Source organism: Rhodococcus sp. 14C212 (assembly GCF_011058195.1).
In the GTDB taxonomy this organism is placed as follows: Bacteria; Actinomycetota; Actinomycetes; order Mycobacteriales; family Mycobacteriaceae; genus Rhodococcus; species Rhodococcus aetherivorans.
Window position 1 is genome coordinate 1 of the sequence record NZ_JAALEH010000094.1, and the last position, 22,592, is coordinate 22,592.

Below are 22,592 nucleotides of genomic sequence, written 5' to 3' on the forward strand. Positions count from 1 at the left end.
GGTGTTGCAGAAGACGCCGTTCACGTTCGATGTGTCGGTGTGGGAGTTCTTCTGGCCGTTGCAGGTCGGGGCGCGGTTGGTGGTGGCGGCGCCGGACGGGCACCGCGACCCGGGTTATCTCGCTGCGCTGATGGCCGAGCAGTCCGTCTCGGTGGTCCACTTCGTGCCCTCCATGCTCGCCGTGTTCGTCGCCGAGCCGACCGTGGCCGACCTGCCTTCGCTCCGCTACGTCTTCGCCTCGGGTGAGGCGCTGCCGGGCGCCGTCGCGGCGCGCATGCGGACGCTGGTCCCGGGTGTGGCGGTGCACAACCTGTACGGGCCGACCGAGGCCGCGGTGGATGTGACGTTCCACGAGGTGACCGACGCGGATGTGGTGTCGGTGCCGATCGGTGCGCCGGTGTGGAACACGGGTGTGTTCGTGCTCGACGGGCGGCTCAATCCGGTGCCGGTGGGGGTGCCGGGTGAGTTGTATCTGGCGGGTGTGCAGCTCGCCCGCGGCTACGTCCGCCGGCCGGACCTGACCGCGGACCGGTTCGTCGCGTCGCCGTTCGGCGCGGCGGGGGAGCGGTTGTACCGCACGGGTGATCTGGTGACGTGGACCGACGCCGGGGAACTCGAGTACATCGGGCGCACGGACTTCCAGGTCAAGCTGCGCGGCCTGCGCATCGAGCTGGGCGAGATCGAGGCCGCGCTCGTCGAACACACCGGGGCGGCCCAGGCGGTCGCGATGGTCCGCAACGAGCAGCTGGTGGCGTACGTCGTCCCCGCGGCCGGGACGTTCGACGACACCCTCGCCCGTCGCACCCTCGAGGCGCACCTGCCGTCGTACATGGTGCCGTCGGCGTTCGTGGAACTGGATGCGGTGCCGCTGAACGCGTCGGGCAAGCTGGACCGCAAGGCGTTGCCGGAGCCGGTGTTCGAGGTCAAGGCGTTCCGCGCCGCGACGACTCCGGTGGAGGAGATCGTGGCGAGTGTGTTCGCCGAGGTGCTCGGTCTCGACCGGGTGGGCCTCGACGACGACTTCTTCGCCCTGGGCGGCAACTCGCTGATCGCCACGCAGGTGGTCTCCCGGATCGGTGCGGCGCTCGATGCGTCGGTGCCGCTGCGGCTGCTGTTCGAAACCTCCACCGTCGAAGCGTTCGCCGCGGAGGTCGGCCGCCAGATCGGTACCGGCGCCCGGCGCCCGCTCGAGGCGGCACCGCGTCCCGAGCGGCTGCCGCTGTCGCTGGCCCAGCAGCGTTACTGGTTCCTCAACCAGTTCGACACCTCCTCCGCGGTGGACAACATCCCCTTCGCGGTGCGGCTCCAGGGCGAGCTCGATCTCGCCGCGATGCAGACGGCGGTCCGCGACGTGATCGGCCGGCACGAGATGCTGCGCACCTACTACCCGGACCCGGACGGCGAGCCGCACCAGATCGTGCTCCCCGTGGACGACGCGCTGCCCGACCTGACGCCGTACGACGTCACCGAGGACGACCTCACCAGCGAGATCGTCGCGTTCATGTCCACGACCTTCGACGTGACCCGGCAGGTGCCGGTGGCGTCGCGGATCTTCCGGATCACCGACACCGACTACGTCCTGGCGTTCGTCGTGCATCACGTCTCCGCCGACGGCGCCTCCATGGCGCCCCTGGCGCGCGACGTCACGATCGCCTACGAGGCGCGTTCCCGCGGCGAGGCGCCGGGGTGGGAGCCGCTGTCCGTGCAGTACGCGGACTACGCGTTGTGGCAGCGTGACGTCATCGGTTCGGAGGACGACCCCGACTCCGTCGCCGCCGGGCAGGTGGAGTACTGGAAGCGGACCCTGGCCGGCCTACCCGACCAGATCGATCTCCCGGCCGACCGGCCGCGGCCCCCGCGCCAGAGCTTCCGCGGTGAATCGCTGCACTTCACCGTCGACGCCGACGTCCACCGGGGCCTGCAGGAGCTGGCGCGCCGGCACAACGCCACGCTGTTCATGGTGATCCACGCCGCCCTGGCGACCCTGATGGGCCGGCTGTCGGGCACCGACGACATCGCGATCGGCACGCCGATCGCCGGCCGGGGCGAGCGGGTGCTCGACGATCTGATCGGCATGTTCGTCAACACGCTCGTCTTCCGCACCCGAGTGCAGTCCGACGTCGCGTTCGACGAGTTCCTGGCCCAGGTGCGCGAGACGGACCTGGGCGCGTTCGCGAACGCCGACGTGCCGTTCGAGCGCCTGGTCGAGGTGCTCAACCCCGTGCGCTCGACGGCCCGCAACCCGCTGTTCCAGGTGGGCCTGTCGTTCCAGAACCTCGCGCAGACGAAGCTGGAGCTGCCGGGACTGACCGTCTCGCCGACGAACTTCGAACTCGAGCTCGCCAAGACCGACCTGCAGCTGACGGTCTTCGACCGCTACGACGAGGACGGGACGCCCGCCCGCATCGACGCGACGTTCACGTGTGCGACGGACCTGTTCGACAAGGGCACCGTGGCCGGTTTCGCGGAGCGGTTCGTGCGGGTGCTCGAGGCGGTGGTGGCGGATCCGTCGGTGGCGCTGGGTGATATCGAGATTCTCGAGGTGGCCGAGCGGGTGCGGGTGCTCGAGGCGTGGAACGACACCGACCACGCCGTCGACACTGCCGCGACGTTGGTGGATCTGTTCGACGGGCAGGTGCGGCGCGCTCCCGACGCTGCGGCGTTGGTGTTCGAGGGGGCGACGCTGAGCTACGGCGAGTTCGATGCCCGGGTCAATCGTCTTGCGCGGCAGCTTGTTGCGTTGGGGGTGGGGCCGGAGTCGACGGTGGTGCTGGCGATGCGCCGGTCGGTCGAGTTGCTGGTGGGGATGTATGCGGTGGTCAAGGCCGGTGGTGCGTATGTGCCGGTGGATCCGGATCAGCCGGCGGAGCGGACCGGGTACATCCTCGAGGTGGCGGCGCCGGTGGTGGTGCTGACCACCGGGCGGGACGCGTTCGAGGTGCCGGGGGCGAGGTCTGTCCGCGTGCTGGAGCTCGATACTGCGGATCTGTCGGCGTTCTCGGAGGCTCCGGTGGACGACGGTGAGCGGTTGGCGCCGTTGCGGGCGTCGAACACGGCGTATGTGATCTTCACGTCGGGGTCGACGGGCCGGCCGAAGGGTGTGGCGGTGTCGCACGGCGCGGTCGTGAACCAGTTGCTGTGGAAGCGGGCGGAGTACGCGCTCGGTGCCGACGATGCGGTGCTGCTCAAGACGGCGGCGACGTTCGATCTGTCGGTGTGGGAGTTCTGGTCGGCGTTGGTTTCCGGTGCCCGGTTGGTGATCGCCGCGCCGGACGGGCACCGCGATCCGGGCTACCTGAACGCCCTGACGGCCGAGCAGGGGGTCACCACCCTGCACGTGGTGCCGTCGATGCTCGAGGCGTTGCTCGTCGAGTCCGGCGGCACGCTGACGAACTCGCTCCGGCAGGTGCTCGCGATCGGTGAGGCGTTGCCGGCGGCGACGGCGCGTCGGTTCCTGGCGCACAACACGGCCCGGTTGGACAACCTGTACGGTCCGACCGAGGCCGCGGTGTCGGTGACCTTCCACGAGGTCGACGACGCCACCGGGGTGTCGGTGCCGATCGGTGTGCCGGAGTGGAATTCGCGGGTGTACGTGCTCGACGCGCGCCTGAATCCGGTCCCGGCCGGCGTACCCGGTGAGCTGTATCTGGCGGGTGCGCAGCTGGCCCGCGGCTACCACGGCCGGGCGGATCTGACGGCGGAGCGGTTCGTCGCCTCCCCGTTCGGCGACGGCGAGCGGCTCTACCGCACCGGTGACCTGGTGCGGTGGACCGGGACGGGCGACGGGGGCGGCGAGCTCGACTACGTGGGCCGCGGCGACTTCCAGGTGAAGGTGCGTGGCTTCCGCATCGAGCTCGGCGAGATCGAGGCCGCGCTGCGGGGCGTCGACGACGTGCGCGACGTGGCGGTGATCGCGCGGGACGACGAGCGTGGGGGAGCGCAGCTCGTGGCGTACGTCGTTCCGGCCGCCCGTGCGGAATTCGATGTGGCGGAGCTCAAGTCGGTCCTGTCGCAGCAGCTGCCGTCGTACATGGTGCCGGCGGCGTTCGTGGTGCTCGAGGCGCTGCCGCTGAACGTCAACGGCAAGCTCGACCGCAGGGCGCTGCCGGCGCCGGTGTTCGAGGCCCGGGAGTTCCGGGCCCCGACCACCGTCACGGAGGAGGCCGTGGCGCGGGTGTTCGCCGAGGTGCTCGGTCTCGAGCAGGTCGGTCTCGACGACGACTTCTTCGAACTCGGCGGCAACTCCCTGCTCGCCACCCAGGTGGCATCCCGGCTCGGTGCCGCGCTCGATACCCGGGTGCCGATCCGCGCGCTGTTCGAGTCGCCCACCGTCGAGGCGCTCGCCGTGTCCGTCCAGCATCAGAGCGCCGACGCCCGGCGGCCGCTCGAGGCGCGGCCGCGTCCCGAGCGGATCCCGCTGTCGCTCGCTCAGCAGCGGATGTGGTTCCTCAACCGCTTCGACACGGACACCGCCGCGTACAACGTGCCGATGGCGATCCGGTTGACCGGAACGCTCGACGTCGCGGCGCTGCAGGCGGCGGTCGGTGACCTCGTCACGCGGCACGAAATCCTGCGCACCTACTACCCGGAGACGGCCGAGGGCCCGATCCAGGTCGTCGTGCCCGCCGCCCAGGCCGAACAGGACCTCACCCCGGTCCCCGTCGCAGAGGACGAGATCCTGGCGGCCGTCCACGAGCTCGGGTCCACCACCTTCGACGTCACCCTCGAGGTGCCGTTGCGGTTGCGGCTGTTCCGGCTCGCCGCGAACGACCACGTGCTCGCCCTGGTCGTCCACCACATCTCGGCCGACGGTTCGTCGGCGGGTCCGCTCACCCGGGACCTGATGCAGGCCTACATCGCGCGCTCGCAGGGCGAGTTCCCGGCGTGGGCACCGTTGCCGGTGCAGTACGCGGACTACGCGCTGTGGCAGCGGGAGGTCCTCGGTTCCGAGGACGATCCCGAGTCGATCGCGGCGAAGCAGGTGGCGTACTGGAAGAACGCGCTGGCCGGTCTGCCCGACCAGCTGGACCTGCCCACCGACCGGTCGCGCCCGGCGGTGCAGTCCTTCGCCGGCGCCCGGACCGGATTCGCCGTCGACCCGGAGCTGCACGCCCGGCTGATCGACCTCGCCCGTCGCAGCAACACGACGCTGTTCATGGTGATGCACACCGCCCTCGCGGTGTTCCTCGCGCGGATGTCCGACACGGACGACATCGCGATCGGCACGCCCATCGCGGGACGTGACGAGCGGGCGCTGGACGATCTGATCGGCATGTTCGTCAACACCCTGGTCTTCCGCACGCAGGTCCAGCCGGATGCGGCGTTCGAGGAACTGCTGGCGCAGGCCCGCGAGGCCGACCTGGGGGCGTTCGCCAATGCGGACGTGCCGTTCGAGCGGCTCGTGGAGGTGCTCAACCCCGTCCGCTCCACCGCGCGGCACCCGTTGTTCCAGGTGGGCCTGTCGTTCCAGAACGTCGCCCAGTCCCGGCTCGAGCTGCCGGGGCTGACCATCGCGAACGTCGACGCGGACATGCAGATCTCCCAGTTCGACCTGCATCTGATCGTCACCGACCGGCACGCCGAGGACGGTGCCGCGGCCGGTGTGACCGGCTTCTTCACCTACGCCACGGACCTGTTCGACGAGTCCACGGTGGCCGGTTTCGCCCGCCGCTTCCTGCGGTTGCTCGAAGCCGTGGTGGCGGACCCGTCGCTCCCGGTGGGCGATGTGCCGCTGCTCGACGACGCCGAGCGGCTCCGCGTGCTCGAGGGCTGGAACGACACCGATCACGCCGTCGACACGTCGGTGACCCTGCCCGACCTGTTCGACGCGCAGGTGCACCGGACCCCGGACGCCACGGCCCTCTTCTTCGAGGGTCGGACGCTCACCTACGGCGAGTTCGACATCCGCGTCAACCGGCTTGCCCGTCGCCTGATCTCGGCGGGGGTCGGCCCCGAGTCGACGGTCGGCCTGGCGATGCGCCGGTCGATCGAGCTCCTCGTCGGCATGTACGCCGTCGCCAAGGCCGGTGGCGTGTACGTGCCGCTCGACCCGGACCAGCCGGCCGAGCGGACCGGGTACATCCTGGGTGCCGCGGCTCCGGTGGTGGTGCTGACCACCGAGCGGGACGCGGTCGAGCTGCCGGGGGACAGGTCTGTCCTGCACCTGGCGATCGACACGGCGGATCTGTCGTCGTTCGCCGCCGACCCGGTCACCGACGCCGAGCGGCGGGCGCCGCTGCGGGCGTCGAACACCGCGTACGTGATCTTCACCTCCGGTTCGACGGGCAAGCCGAAGGGTGTCGCGGTGCCGCACGCGGCGATCGTGAACCAGTTGCTGTGGAAGCGCGAGCACTTCGGTCTCGGGTCGCAGGACGCGGCGCTGCTCAAGACCGCGGCGACGTTCGACCTGTCGGTGTGGGAGTTCTGGTCGGCCCTGGTCTCCGGCGGCCGGCTGGTGATCGCCACGCCGGAGGGGCACCGCGATCCCGGCTACCTGAACGCCCTGATGGCCGGGCAGGAGGTCACCACCCTGCACGTGGTGCCGTCGATGCTCGAGGCGCTGCTCGTCGACTCCGACGGGGTGCTGCCGAGGTCGCTGCGCCGGGTGCTCGCGATCGGTGAGGCGCTGCCGGCGGCGACGGCGCAGCGGTTCCTGCGACACAACAGCGCGCAGCTGGTCAATCTCTACGGTCCGACCGAGGCCGCGGTGTCGATCACCGCGGGCGACGTGGCGGACGACGCGGGTGCGTCGGTGTCCATCGGTGTGCCGGAATGGAACTCGCGGGTCTACGTGCTGGACGGGCGCCTGCATCCGGTGCCGGTCGGCGTGTCCGGCGAGCTGTACCTCGCCGGCGCGCAGCTCGCGCGCGGCTACCACGGCCGGACGGATCTGACGGCGGAGCGGTTCGTCGCCTCCCCGTTCGGGGACGGCGAGCGGCTCTACCGCACCGGCGACCTCGTCCGGTGGGACTCCACCGGCCGCTTGGAGTACCTCGGCCGCAGCGACTTCCAGGTGAAGGTGCGCGGATTCCGCATCGAGCTCGGCGAGATCGAGGCCGCGCTGCGCGGCGCCGACGACGTGCGCGACGTGGCGGTGATCGCGCGGGAGGACGACCGGGCGGGCACGCAGCTCGTGGCGTACCTGGTTCCGGAGACGGGCGCGGTGCTCGACATCGCGCACGTGAAGTCGGGGCTCGCCGGCGCGTTGCCGTCGTACATGGTGCCGGCGGCGTTCGTGGTGCTCGAGGCCCTGCCGCTGAACGTCAACGGCAAGCTCGATCGCAAGGCGCTGCCGGAACCGGTGTTCGAGGCGCGGCAGTTCCGCGCTCCGAGCACCCCCGTCGAGGAGATCGTCGCGGGCGTGTTCGCCGAGGTGCTCGGCCTCGCCCGGGTCGGCGTCGACGACGACTTCTTCGAACTCGGCGGCAACTCGCTGCTCGCCACCCAGGTGGTGTCCCGCATGGGGGCCGCGCTCGACGCGAAGATTCCCGTCCGGGTCGTCTTCGAGGCGCCCACGGTCGAGGCCCTGGCCGTCGCGGTCGAGCAGCACGCCGGCGGGGGCGGCCGTCCGCCGCTGGTGCCGCAGCCGCGGCCGGACCGGGTCCCGCTGTCGCTGGCGCAGCAGCGCATGTGGTTCCTCAACCGTTTCGACACCGGGTCGGCGGTCAACAACATCCCGGTGGCGGTCCGGCTGACCGGAACGCTCGACGTGGACGCCATGCGGGCCGCGGTGCGCGACGTCGTCGCCCGGCACGAGGTGCTGCGCACGGTCTACCCGGAGTCCGACGGGCACGCCTTCCAGGTGGTCCTCCCGGTCGCCGAGGCGGCCCCCGACCTCACGCCCGAACCGGTGTCCGAGGCCGACCTCGTCGCCCGGGTCACCGAGGTGGTCTCCGCCGGCTTCGACGTCACCGAAGAGATCCCCCTGCGCGCCAAGCTCTTCCGGATCGCCGGCGACGACCATGTGCTGGTGTTCGTCGCGCACCACATCAGTGCGGACGGCTGGTCCATGGCACCGCTGACGCGGGACGTGATGATCGCCTACGTCGCGCGCGCGGCGGGGCACGAACCGGACCGGGCGCCGCTGCCGGTGCAGTACGCGGACTTCGCGCTGTGGCAGCGGCAGGTGCTGGGATCGGAGGACGATCCGGACAGCCTCGTCTCCGCGCAGGCCGACTACTGGAAGCGGACGCTCGCCGGCCTGCCCGACGAGCTGAATCTGCCCACCGACCGGCCGCGGCCGTCGGTGCAGGTCTTCGAGGGCGGCACGGTCGAGTTCCGTATCGACGCGGCCACCCATCGGCAGGCCGCCGACCTCGCCCGGCGCAGCGGCACGACGCTGTTCATGGTCATGCACACCGCCCTCGCGGTGTTCCTCGCGCGCATGTCCGCCGCCGACGACGTCGCGATCGGCACGCCGATCGCCGGCCGCGGTGAGGCCGAACTCGACGAGATGATCGGCATGTTCGTCAACACCCTGGTGTTGCGCAGCCACATCGACGCCGACGCCGGATTCGCCGAGCATCTCGGGCGCATCCGTGAGAGCGATCTCGAGGCGTTCGCCCACGCGGACCTTCCGTTCGAGCGGCTCGTCGAGATCCTCAACCCCGAGCGGTCCACCGCCCGCCACCCGCTGTTCCAGGTCGCCATGTCGTTCGAGAACCTCCCCGAGACCGGACTCGAGCTGCCCGAGCTGAGCGTGTCCACGGTGCCGTTCGACGTCGACAGCGCCAAGTTCGACCTCGCACTGACCCTGCGTGAGCACACCACCACCGGGGGCGGACCGGACGGGATCTCCGCCGAGTTCTCCTACGCGCGGTCTCTGTTCGACGCCGGCACGGTCGAGGGGTTCGCTGCCCGCTTCGCGCACCTCCTCGACGCGGCCCTGGCCGACCCGGCCCGGCCCGTCGGTGACCTGCCGCTGCTCGCACCGCACGAACTCGAGCGGCTGACCCACGTCCGCGGCACCGACGTCGTCAGCGACGGAACCCTCGCCGACCTCCTCACCGCCGGCGCGTCCCTCGACCCGGACGCCACCGCCGTGCGGTACGAAGGCCGGTCGATCACCTACCGCGAACTCGACGAGGACTCGTCCCGGCTCGCGCGGCTGCTGATCGAGCGTGGGGTGGGCCCCGAGAACATCGTGGCCGTGGCGTTCCCGCGCTCCTACGACATGGTCCGTGCGGTGTGGGCGGTGGCGAAGGCCGGCGCCGCACACGTGCCGGTCGATCCGTCGTACCCGCCGGAGCGCGTGCGCTACATGCTCTCCGATTCCCGTGCGGCCCTGGGTATCACGGGAACCGCGCACCGGGCCGGCCTGCCCGACGACGCCGAGTGGCTGGTCGTCGACGATCCCGGTCTCGCACCGGACGTCGCGGCCCGATCGGCGGCACCGATCACCGACGCCGACCGCGTCCGGCCGCTGCGCCCGCAGCACCCTGCCTACCTGATCTACACGTCGGGTTCGACGGGCCGGCCCAAGGGCGTCGTGGTCACCCACACCGGCCTCGGTGGGCTGCTGGACACGATCATCGACCTGTACGGCCTGACGTCCCGCTCGCGGTTCCTGCACATCATGTCGCCGAGCTTCGACCCGTCGGTGATGGAGTGGATCGCGGCGTTCTCCCAGGGCGCGACTCTGGTCGTCGTGCCGTCGACGATCATCGGCGGCCCCGACCTCGCGGAACTGTTCCGCACCGAACGCCCCACCCACACCATCATCACCCCCGCGGTGATCGGCACCGTCGACCCCGAGGGCCTCGACAGCATCGAGGTGGTCGTGGTCGGTGGTGAGGCCCTGCCGCCGGAGCTGGTGAACCGGTGGGCGCCCGGCCGCACGCTGCTCAACGGCTACGGCCCGACCGAGGCGACGGTCATCTCGACCTATGCGCACGTGCAGCCCGGGGATCCGATCACGATCGGCGGCCCCGTACGCGGCACGACCGCCCTCGTCCTCGACTCGCGGCTGCGGCCCGTCCCCGTGGGTGTCGCGGGTGAGCTGTATCTGTCGGGTGCCGCCCTCGCCCGCGGCTACCACCGGCGCACGGTACTCACCTCGGAGCGGTTCGTCGCCGATCCGTTCACGGCGGCCGGCGCGCGGATGTACCGCACCGGCGACATGGTGCGCTGGCGCGTCATGGACGACGACCGGCTCGAACTCGAGTTCGTCGGGCGCAGCGACTTCCAGGTCAAGGTGCGCGGTTTCCGCATCGAACTCGGCGAGATCGACTCGGCGCTGACGTCCCACGAGACCGTGGAGTTCGCGGCAACCCTGGGCCGCACGACGCCCTCCGGCGGCACCGTGCTCGTCTCCTACGTGCTGCCGAAGGCGGGCGCGACGATCGACACCGCCGCGCTGACCGAGTTCGTCGGTCGCTCGCTGCCGGCGCACATGGTCCCGTCCGCGCTCGTCGTGCTCGACAAGATCCCGCTGACCCCCGTCGGCAAGCTCGATCGCGACGCGCTGCCCGAACCGGAGCTCGAGGAACGCGAATTCCGTTCCGCGAGCAACGATCTCGAGGAGACCATCGCCGAGGTGTTCGCCGAGGTGCTGCGCCTCGACCGGGTCGGCGTCGACGAGTCGTTCTTCGCGCTCGGAGGCGACAGCATCGTCTCCATCCAGCTGGTCTCGCGCGCCAAGGCCCGCGGCGTCGTGTTCACGCCGCGTGACGTGTTCGAGCGCCGGTCCGTCGCCGGCCTCGCCGAGGTCGCGACCCGCACCACCGCGGGCGAGGGCCCCGGCGGTCTGAAGGAACTGGCCGGCGGCGGCGTCGGCGAGGTGCCGCTCACGCCGATCATGCGCGAGGTGCTCGGTTGGGGTGGCGGATTCGACCGCTTCTCCCAGTCGGTGGCGGTGACGCTGCCGAAGGACATCGACCGGGACGTGCTGGTGCGCACCATCGGCGCCGTCGTCGACCACCACGACGCGCTGCGGTCGATCCTCGAGCACGACGCCGACGGCGCCCCCGTGCTGCGGGTGCGTGCCGCCGGCACGGTCGACGCCGACGAGCTCGTCACCCGCGTCGAGGTGCCTGCCGACATCGACGCCGCCGCGCTCACCGCGGTCGCGTCGCGCGAGCTCGACGCCGCGCTCGACCGGCTCGCGCCCACCGAGGGACGGGTGCTGCGGTTCGTGTGGTTCGACTTCGGACCCGGCGAACGCCCCGGCGTGCTGCTCGTCGTCGCCCACCATCTCGTGGTCGACGGCGTCTCCTGGCGAATCCTGCTGCCCGACCTCGCCGTCGCGTGGGGCCAGGTGGCGGCGGGACAGGACGTCGCGCTGCCGGCCGTCGGCACGTCGCTGCGCCGCTGGGCCCACGGTCTGGTGGACGCGGCGCGCGCGCCCGAACGCCGGGCGGAGCTGGAGCTGTGGCGGTCGGTGCTCGACGGGCCGGATCCGCTGCTCGGCGGCCGCGCGTTCGACCCGGCGGTCGACGTCGCGTCGACCGTGCAGCGTCTCGACGTGAACGTCCCCACCGCCGACACCGAGGCGCTGCTGACCGCGGTGCCAGCGCTGTTCCACGGCAGCGTCAACGACGGGCTCATCGCCGCGCTCGGCCTGGCGCTGACCCGGTGGCGGCGCGACCGCGGCATCGACGCGACGTCCGCGCTGCTGAAGTTCGAGGGTCACGGCCGCGAGGAGTCGGTCGTGCCGGGTGCGGACCTGTCCCGCACCGTCGGCTGGTTCACCAGCGCACATCCCGTGCGGGTGGACCTGACCGGCATCGACGTCGACGAGGCCTTCGCCGGCGGCACCGCCATGGGATCCGCCGTCAAGGCCGTCAAGGAACAGCTCCTGGCGATCCCGGACAAGGGCATGGGCTACGGTCTGCTGCGCCACCTCGATCCGGTCGGCTCGCAGATCCTGTCCGCCTACACCACCCAGCCGCAGGTGAGCTTCAACTACCTCGGCCGGGTGTCCGCCGCGGACGTGCCCGAAGAACTCGCCGCGATCGGCTGGGTTCCGACGGACGCGCTCGGTGGGGTCGACGCCGCCCTCGACGCGGACATGCCCGCCAACGCCGTCGTCGACATCAACGCGATCGTGTCCGACGGTGCGGACGGACCGCAGCTCGCGGCCGGATTCGCCGTCCCGACCGGCCTTCTCGGCCCGGACGACGTCGAGTCCCTCGCCGCCTACTGGGTGGACGCGCTCGCGGCGCTGGCCCGGTACGCGAGCGAGCCCGGCGCCGGCGGCCTGACCCCGTCGGACGTGCCGCTCGTGTCGGTGACCCAGCAGGACCTCGAGGCGTGGGACGCGCGCTTCCCGTCGGCGATCGACGTGTGGCCGCTGTCCCCGCTGCAGTCGGGCCTGCTGTTCCACGCCCTCATGGACGAATCCAGCGTGGACGTCTACACGATCCAGGCCGTGCTCGACCTCGACGGCGTGGTCGATCCGCAGCGGCTGCGCGGCGCGGCGCAGGCGCTGCTCGACCGGTATCCGAACCTGCGGACGGTGTTCGTCAACGACGCCGCCGGGGCCCCGGTGCAGGTGGTGCTCTCCGACGTGCGGGTGCCGTGGCGCGAGGCCGACCTGTCGCAGCTCGTCGCCGCCGAGGGCGTGCGCGCGACGGTGCCGTTCTGGCGGGAGGAGCAGGCGCGCCGGTTCGCGATGGACGAGGCGCCGCTGATCCGGTTCGTCCTCGCGTCGCTCGGCGACGGCCGCTACCAGCTCGGCGTGACCGTGCATCACATCCTCATCGACGGCTGGTCGATGCCGCTGCTGATGCAGGACATGATGATGCTGTACGCCACCCGCGGGGATGCGTCGCCGCTGCCGCGGGCCCGCTCCTACCGGTCGTTCCTGGCGTGGGTCGCCGAGCGTGACCTCGACGCCTCCCGCGCCACGTGGGCCCGGGTGCTCGACGGGTTCGAGGAGCCGACGCTGCTCGCCCCGGCGACGGACCGGCATCCCGGCGCCGAGGGCGCCGACCGCGTGCGGCTGCTGCTCGACGACGCCCGTACGGCGGAGATCGCCTCGGCCGCAGCCCGGCTCGGCGTCACCGTCAACACCCTCGTCCAGGCGGCGTGGGGCGTGCTGCTCGGCCGGTCGACCGGACGCGACGACGTCGTCTTCGGTGCCACCGTGTCGGGCCGGCCGGCGGACCTGCCCGGCGTGGAGTCGATGGTGGGCCTGTTCATCAACACCCTGCCGGTGCGGGTGACGTTCGATCCGCAGGAGCCGATCGAGCGGTTCCTGCTGCGCCTGCAGCAGGAGCAGGCCGAGTTGCTCGAGCATCATCATCTGGGTCTCACCGAGATCCAGCGGGTCGCCGGGCCGACCGTGGCGTTCGACACCCTCACGGTGTTCGAGTCCTACCCGCTCGACGAGAAGGGCCTGGCCGACCAGGCGGCGTCGATCGACGGCATGTCGGTCACCGGGGTCGGCACGAACGACGCCACCCATTACCCGCTGAGCCTGTTCGTCCATGTCGGATCCGGCATGGAACTCGACCTGCGCTACCAGCGCCGGCTGTTCGACGCGCAGCAGGTCGAGACGCTGCTGTCGCGGTTCGTGCGGGTCCTCGAAGCGATCGCCCAGCAGCCGGCGCTGCCCGTCGGCGACGTCGATCTGCTCGACGCGGCCGAACTCGAGCAGATCCTGCACGGGTGGAACGACTCGGACCACGCCCTCGACGGCACCGAACTGCTCCTGTCCCGGTTCGGGGCGCAGGTCCGGCGCACCCCGGATGCGGTGGCGCTGGCCTACGAGGGCGCCGAGCTGACGTACGCCGAGTTCGGAGCCCGCGTCAATCGCCTCGCGCGGTACCTGATCTCGCAGGGTGTGGGGCCGGAGTCCCTGGTGGGCCTGGCGATCCGGCGGTCGTTCGACCTGCTGGTGGGCATGTACGCGATCGTCGAGGCCGGCGGGGCATGGGTGCCGATCGATCCGGATCACCCGGTCGACCGCGTCCGGCACATCCTCGACACGGCCGACCCGGTGTGCATCGTCACGACCGCCCGCGACGAGTTCACCGTTCCGGACGGGCTCGCCGTCGACGCCGTCCTGGTCGACGAGCTGGATCTGTCGGCGGTCTCGGACGCGCCCGTCACCGACCGGGACCGGCGTGCGCCGCTGCGCCCGGACAACACGGCCTACGCCATCTTCACGTCCGGCTCGACCGGCCGGCCCAAGGGCGTCGCCGTCACGCACCGCGCCATCGTCAACCAGACGGCGTGGATGCTCGACGAGTTCGAGATGACGGCGCAGGACGTCTACCTGCAGAAGACGGCCACGACGTTCGACGTGTCGCTGTGGGGCTTCTTCATGCCGCTGAGCGTGGGGGCGAAGCTGGTCGTGGCGACACCCGACGGCCACCGCGACCCGGTGTACGTGGCGGACGTCATCGCCCGCGAGAAGGTGACGATCACCGACTTCGTGCCGTCGATGCTCACGGTGTTCGCCGCCCACGTCGACCGCGAGTCGTGCGCCACGCTGCGCCACATCTTCGTGATCGGCGAGGCCCTGCCGCCGGAGACGATCGAGGGCGTGCGGCGCATCAGCACGGCCGCGATCGACAACCTCTACGGCCCGACCGAGGCGGCGGTGTCGGCCACCTTCTGGCAGGCGCCGGCCGCCGGACCGGTCGACGTGGTGCCGATCGGCGTCCCGGAGTGGAACGTGCGGGTGCTGGTCCTCGACGGCCGGCTGCGGCCGGTGCCGGTCGGGGTCCCGGGTGAGCTGTATCTGGCGGGCGTGCAGCTGGCCCGCGGCTACGTCCGCCGCCCGGACCTGACCTCCGACCGGTTCGTCGCGAACCCGTTCGGGGCGCCGGGGGAGCGGATGTACCGCACCGGCGACCTGGTGACGTGGAACGAAGCCGGGGAACTCGAGTACATCGGTCGCACCGACTTCCAGGTGAAGTTCCGCGGTCAGCGCATCGAGCTCGGCGAGATCGAGACGGCGTTGCTGGCGCACGAGTCGGTGAACCAGGCCGCGGTGCTGGTGGTGCCGACCCCGACCGGCGACCAGCTCGCCGGCTATGTCGTTGCCGCGCCGGGCCACGAGGTGGACGCCGGCGAGGTGATCGCGTTCGTGACGCGGACGCTGCCGTCGTACATGGTGCCCGCGGCGATCGTGGTGCTCGCGGAGTTCCCGCTGAACACCTCGGGCAAGCTCGATCGCAAGGCGCTGCCCGCCCCGACGTTCGCCGCGCGGGAGTTCCGGGCACCGACGACTCCGATCGAGGAGATCGTCGCGGGCATCTTCGCCGAGGTCCTCGGCGTGGATCGGGTCGGTCTCGACGACGACTTCTTCGCGCTCGGCGGCAACTCCCTGATCGCCACGCAGCTGGTGGCGCGCCTGGGTGCGGCGCTGGATTCGCGGGTGCCGGTGCGGGTGCTGTTCGACGCCTCGACGGTCGAGGCGCTCGCGGCGCACGTCGAGCAGCACGCCGGATCCGGCGGGTCCGTGCCACTGGTGGCCGGGCCGCGGCCGGAACGGGTGCCGCTCTCGCTCGCCCAGCAGCGCATGTGGTTCCTCAACCGCTTCGACCCGGAGTCGGCGGCCTACAACCTGCCGGTGGCGCTGCGGCTGTCGGGCCGGTTGAACGTCGCGGCGCTGCAGGACGCGATCCGGGACGTGTTCGCCCGCCACGAGGTGCTGCGCACGGCGTACCCGGAGACCGACGACGGCGCGGTCCAGGTCGTGCTGCCGGTGACGGCGGTGGTCCCGGACCTCACACCGGTCGTCACCACCTGGGACGAGGTCGCCGATCGGATCCGCGAGCTGGCCTACACGGGCTTCGACGTCACGTCGGAGGCCCCGATCCGGGTGCGGTTGTTCGCCGTCGGCGAGGACGAGATGATCGTCGCCTTCGTCGTCCACCACATCTCGGCGGACGGCTCCTCGATGGGGCCGCTCACCCGCGATCTCGTGGCGGCGTACGTGGCCCGGTCGACCGGGAATGCTCCGGACTGGGCACCGCTGCCGGTGCAGTTCGCCGACTACGCCCTGTGGCAGCGGCGGGTGCTCGGCGACGAGAACGACCCGGCGTCGGTGGCCGCGAAGCAGGTGACGTACTGGAAGCAGGCACTGGCCGATCTGCCGGATCAGCTGGATCTGCCGACCGACCGGCCGCGGCCGGCGGTGCAGTCCTTCGCGGGCGGGAAGATCGACTTCACGATCGACGCCGACCTGCACCGGCGACTGGTCGAGCTGGCGCGGGGCCGGGGCGCGACGTTGTTCATGGCCGTCCACGCCGCGTTCGCGGTGCTGCTCGCGCGGCTGTCGGGCACCGGCGACATCGCGATCGGCACGCCGATCGCCGGCCGCGGTCAGCGTGAACTCGACGATCTGATCGGCATGTTCGTCAACACGCTGGTCTTCCGCACCCGGGTCGAGCCCGGCGAGTCCTTCGCCGAGCTGCTGGACCAGGCACGCGAGCGGGACCTGCAGGCCTTCGCGAACGCCGACGTGCCGTTCGAGCGCCTGGTGGAGGTGCTCAATCCGGAGCGGTCGACGGCGCGGCATCCGCTGTTCCAGGTGGGCCTGTCGTTCCAGAACCTCGCGGCGACGAGCCTCGAGCTGCCGGGACTGACCGTCTCCGGCGTGGACGCGGACCTGCAGACCTCGCAGTTCGACCTGCATCTCGTGGTCACCGACCGGTACGCCGACGACGGCGCCCCCGAGGGGATCACGAGCGTGCTCACGTACGCCACGGATCTGTTCGACGAGCCGACCGTCGTGGTGTTCGCGGAGCGGTTCGTGCGGGTGCTCGAGGCGGTGGTGGCGGATCCGTCGGTGGCGCTGGGTGATATCGAGATTCTCGAGGTGGCCGAGCGGGTGCGGGTGCTCGAGGCGTGGAACGACACCGACCACGCCGTCGACACTGCCGCGACGTTGGTGGATCTGTTCGACGGGCAGGTGCGGCGCGCTCCCGACGCTGCGGCGTTGGTGTTCGAGGGTGCGACGCTGAGCTACGGCGAGTTCGATGCCCGGGTCAATCGTCTTGCGCGGCAGCTTGTTGCGTTGGGGGTGGGGCCGGAGTCGACGGTGGCGCTGGCGATGCGTCGGTCGGTCGAGTTGCTGGTGGGGATGTATGCGGTGGTCAAGGCCGGTGGTGCGTATGTGCCGGTGGATCCGGATCAGCCGGCGGAGCGGACCGGGTACATCCTCGAGGTGGCGGCGCCGGTGGTGGTGCTGACCACCGGGCGGGACGCGTTCGAGGTGCCGGGGGCGAGGTCTGTCCGCGTGCTGGAGCTCGATACTGCGGATCTGTCGGCGTTCTCGGAGGCTCCGGTGGACGACGGTGAGCGGTTGGCGCCGTTGCGGGCGTCGAACACGGCGTATGTGATCTTCACGTCGGGGTCGACGGGCCGGCCGAAGGGTGTGGCGGTGTCGCACGGCGCGGTCGTGAACCAGTTGCTGTGGAAGCGGGCGGAGTACGCGCTCGGTGCCGACGATGCGGTGCTGCTCAAGACGGCGGCGACGTTCGATCTGTCGGTGTGGGAGTTCTGGTCGGCGTTGGTTTCCGGTGCCCGGTTGGTGATCGCCGCGCCGGACGGGCACCGCGATCCGGGCTACCTGAACGCCCTGACGGCCGAGCAGGGGGTCACCACCCTGCACGTGGTGCCGTCGATGCTCGAGGCGTTGCTCGTCGAGTCCGGCGGCACGCTGACGAACTCGCTCCGGCAGGTGCTCGCGATCGGTGAGGCGTTGCCGGCGGCGACGGCGCGTCGGTTCCTGGCGCACAACACGGCCCGGTTGGACAACCTGTACGGTCCGACCGAGGCCGCGGTGTCGGTGACCTTCCACGAGGTCGACGACGCCACCGGGGTGTCGGTGCCGATCGGTGTGCCGGAGTGGAATTCGCGGGTGTACGTGCTCGACGCGCGCCTGAATCCGGTCCCGGCCGGCGTACCCGGTGAGCTGTATCTGGCGGGTGCGCAGCTGGCCCGCGGCTACCACGGCCGGGCGGATCTGACGGCGGAGCGGTTCGTCGCCTCCCCGTTCGGCGACGGCGAGCGGCTCTACCGCACCGGTGACCTGGTGCGGTGGACCGGGACGGGCGACGGGGGCGGCGAGCTCGACTACGTGGGCCGCGGCGACTTCCAGGTGAAGGTGCGTGGCTTCCGCATCGAGCTCGGCGAGATCGAGGCCGCGCTGCGGGGCGTCGACGACGTGCGCGACGTGGCGGTGATCGCGCGGGACGACGAGCGTGGGGGAGCGCAGCTCGTGGCGTACGTCGTTCCGGCCGCCCGTGCGGAATTCGATGTGGCGGAGCTCAAGTCGGTCCTGTCGCAGCAGCTGCCGTCGTACATGGTGCCGGCGGCGTTCGTGGTGCTCGAGGCGCTGCCGCTGAACGTCAACGGCAAGCTCGACCGCAGGGCGCTGCCGGCGCCGGTGTTCGAGGCCCGGGCGTTCCGGGCCCCGACCACCGTCACGGAGGAGGCCGTGGCGCGGGTGTTCGCCGAGGTGCTCGGTCTCGAGCAGGTCGGTCTCGACGACGACTTCTTCGCCCTCGGCGGCGACAGCATCGTCTCGATCCAGCTGGTCTCGCGCGCGAAGGCCCGCGGCGTGGTGTTCACCCCGCGGGACGTGTTCGAACGCAAGACCGTCGCGGGTCTGGCGGAGATCGCCACTCTCCCCGGCGGTGCTGAGCGCGCACTGGCCGAACTGCCCGGCGGCGGCATCGGTGACGTCCCGCTGACGCCGGCGATGCGTGACGCGCTCGACGCCGCCGGCCACGTCGAACGGCTCGCCGTGGCCACGGCGGTGACCCTGCCCTCCGGCGTCGACCACGACGCCCTGGCCGGGGCGATCGGCGTGCTCGTCGACCACCACGACGCGCTGCGTGCGATCGTCGAGCACGACGCCGACGGTGCCGTCGCCCTGCGGGTGCGTGCCACCGGCACCATCGACCCGGAAACCCTGCTGGCGCAGGCGGAACCGGCACCGGGCGCGGCCGACGACGTCCGGGCCCGCGCCGAGCGGGCCCTCGGGGCGGCCGTCGAGCGACTCGACCCCGCCGCGGGCCGGATGGTGCAGTTCGTCCGCATCGACGACGGGCGCGGCGAGGCGCTGCTGATCGTCGCCCACCGGTTCGTGGCGGACGACGCGTCCCGGCGCATCCTGATCGACGATCTGGCCGCCGCGTACGACGCCCTCGCGGCCGGACGGCCGGTGGCGCTGCCTCCGGTCGGCACCTCCCTGCGCCGCTGGGCGCACGGGCTGGTCGAGGCGGCCGACCGGCCGGAGCGCCGCACGGAACTCGCACTGTGGCGGTCGATCCTCGACGGACCGGACTTCCCGATCGGGGACCGCCCGCTCGACCCGGCCGTCGACCTCGCCGCCACGGTCGAGCACGTGCGCAGCACCGTCCCGGCCGCGGACACGGAGGCGCTGCTCACCGCGGTGCCCGAGCGGTTCCACGGCACCGTCCGCGACGGTCTGGTCACCGCGCTCGGCCTCGCGCTGGTGCGGTGGCGCCGGGACCGGGGCATCGACGAGACGTCCACGCTGCTCGAGGTGGACGGGGACGGACGCGAGGCGGCCGTGGTCCCCGATGCCGACCTGTCCCGGACCGTCGGATGGTTCACCACCGCGTTCCCGTTCCGCGCCGGGTTCGAGGGAATCGACCTCGACGACGCGTTCGCCGGGGGACCGGCGATGGGCGCCGCCGTCAAGGCGGTCAAGGAACAGCTGCGCGCCCTGCCCGACGGTGGTGCCGGTTTCGGTCTGCTGCGGCACCTCGACCCCGATTCCGCCGGGGAACTCGGCGCTCCGCGGCCGCAGGTTGCGTTCCACTACGGCGAGCCGGTCCCGGCCGCCGCGTGGGCGCCGGCGGATGCGTTCGGCGACCTCACGGTCGGTCCCGCCGGCCTGCCCGGCACCGCGACGGTCGACGTCGCGGCGACCGTGTCGTACCGCCCGGAGGGCCCGCAGCTCGAGGCGCGCTTCGGGTTCCCCGCCGGGGTGGTCGAGCGCTCGGAGATCGAGGAGCTGGCACAGCACTGGCACGAGGCGCTGGCTGCGCTGGCCCGCCACGTCCGCGAGCCGGCCGCCGGGGGCCTGACCCCGTCGGACGTGCCGCTCGTGTCGGTCGCCCAGCACGACCTCGACGTGTGGCAGTCGCGATACCCGTCGGTGACCGACGCGTGGCCGCTGTCGCCGCTGCAGGCGGGTCTGCACTTCCACGCGCTCATGACCGAGGCGAGCGTGGACGTCTACACGATGCAGGCGGTGCTCGAGCTCGGCGGTGCGGTCGATCCGGAGCGGCTGCGCGCCGCGGCGCAGGCGCTGCTGGACCGGTATCCGAACCTGCGGGCGGTGTTCGTCACCGACAGCGGCGATCCCGTGCAGCTGGTGCTGGGTGACGTCGAGGTGCAGTGGCGGCACGAGGATCTCGGCGGCCTCGCCGAGGACGACCGCGACGCAGAGCTGGCCCGCCTCCTGCGCGACGAGCAGGTCCGGCGATTCGACCTCGGCACCGCCCCGCTGATCCGGTTCCTGTTCGTCGACGTGGCCGAGGGTCGCTCGCTGCTCGCGGTGACGGTCCATCACATCCTGCTCGACGGCTGGTCCATGCCGGTCCTCATGCAGGACCTCATGGCGCTGTACGTCACGCACGGGGACACCACCGCGCTCCCGGCCGTCCGTTCCTACCGGGAGTTCCTCGAGTGGCTCGCCGAGCAGGACCGGGAGGCGTCGCTCGAGGTGTGGGCGAAGGCGCTCGCCGGCGTCGAGGAGCCGACCCTCCTCGCCCCGTCGGTGCGGCATCCCGACGCGGACGCCATCTCCTCGGTGCACGTGGTGTTCGACGAGGAACGCGCCGCGGCGGTGACCGCCCTGGCCGCGAGCCTCGGGGTCACCGTGAACACCCTGGTGCAGGCGGCGTGGGCGGTGCTGCTCGGCCGGATCGCGGGACGCTCCGACGTGACCTTCGGCGCCACCGTGTCCGGCCGGCCGGCCGAGCTGCCCGGCGTCGAGTCGATGGTCGGCCTGTTCATCAACACCCTGCCGGTGCGGGTGGACACCGACGACGACGAGACCGTCGCGCAGCTACTGCGCCGCGTGCAGGCACAGCAGGCGGAACTGCTCGGCCACCACTACCTGGGTCTGACCGAGATCCAGCAGCGGGCGGGCGGCAGGATCGGCTTCGACACGCTGCTCGTGTTCGAGTCGTACCCGATCGACCGGGCCGCGTTGTCCTCCGCCGCCACGGACCTCGACGGCATGACCGTCACGGACGTCCGGCTCGACGACGCGACCCACTACCCGCTGACGCTGCTCACTCTCGCGCAGTCGGAGATCGTGTTCACCTTCAAGTACCTCGAGCGGTACTTCGACGAGACCGAGGTGACCGTGCTCTCGCAGCGGTTCGTGCGGGTCCTCGACGCCTTCGTGGCCGACGCCCAGGCGGCGGTGGGGGACATCGACCTCATGGACGCCGCGGAGCGGGCACACCTCGTCGCCGAGGCCGAGCCGGCGGCGGCTCCGGTCGCGAGCACCGGCCGCACGCTCGCCGCCGTGCTGGCCCACGTGGTCGAGGAGGATCCGGAAGCCCCGGCCGTGGCCGTCGACGGCACCGAGGTGCCGTACCGCGAGCTGGACGCGCGGTCGTCGCGGCTGGCGCGGCTGCTCATCGCGCGCGGTATCGGCACCGGCGACGTCGTCGCCGTCGCCGTCCCGCGGTCGGTGCAGTCCGTGGTGGCGCAGTGGGCGGTCGTCAAGACCGGCGCGGCCCTGCTGATGGTCGATCCCGGCGGCCCGTTCCTCGGGGCGCCGGGTGCCGCCGGGGTGACGCTGGGCGTGACCGTGGCGGAACTCACTGCGGGCCTGCCCGACACCGTCACGTGGGTGCAGCTCGACGACGAGCAGCTGCGCGCCGAGCAGGCGGCGCAGGCCGCACACCCCGTCTCGTACGCGGACCGGCTCCGGGTCGTCGGGTCCGAGAGCCCGGCCCTGGTCACCGCGACCCGCACGTTCACCCAGGCCGAGCTGATCGACCGGATCGGCGAGCTGCGCGAGCAGTACGGCCTGACGTACGAGTCGCGCAGCGCCGCGGTCGGGTCGACCGCGGCCGAGGCCGGTGCGCTCGAGCCGCTGCTGGTCACGGCCACCGGCGCGACGGTCGTCGTGGTGCCCGAGGGCGCCGACTCGGGGGAGGCACTCGACGCCGCCCTGTACGACGAGTGGGTCACCCACGCCCACCTGACCGCCGACGCGCTCGACACCCTCGAACCCGGGGGGCTCGAGGATCTGGCGGTGGTGGTCGTGGTCGACCGGGCGCCGGAGGACCTGCTCGAGCGGTGGCGCACGGCCCATCGGGTCGTCGTCGCCTGAGGTCCGGCCCGCCGCGGTGAGGCTCCCCTTTTCGTCGGGGGAGCCTCACCGCGTCCGGTCCCGGTGGGGGCCCGGGGGTAACGTCGCGGGCGCCTCGGTGGATGAACGAGTGGCGGCTACCGGCCGGTACGGTCCCGCCGAGGGCGCCGGGCGCAGTGACTATGCTTACTCGTTCGCGCGCGAGCAACGGAACCGAAGCGAAGGATGTGGGCATCTACATGCGGTCTTCTCGACACGACGGCAGCCTGGGCGGGAGCGATCCGGCGATCGCTCCCCAGTCGCCGGCCGTCGAGCGCCGCGAACGCCC

The 22,592-nt window shown here is 71.9% G+C and carries 1 protein-coding gene; it reads left to right on the forward strand.

Annotated features, from left to right (window positions below):
- The first annotated feature begins 1 nt into the window (after position 1).
- Complete coding sequence (locus G6038_RS25865; protein WP_346772922.1) at positions 2–22,285, forward strand: non-ribosomal peptide synthase/polyketide synthase; 22,284 nt, start codon at positions 2–4, stop codon at positions 22,283–22,285.
- The last annotated feature ends 307 nt before the right edge of the window (positions 22,286–22,592 follow it).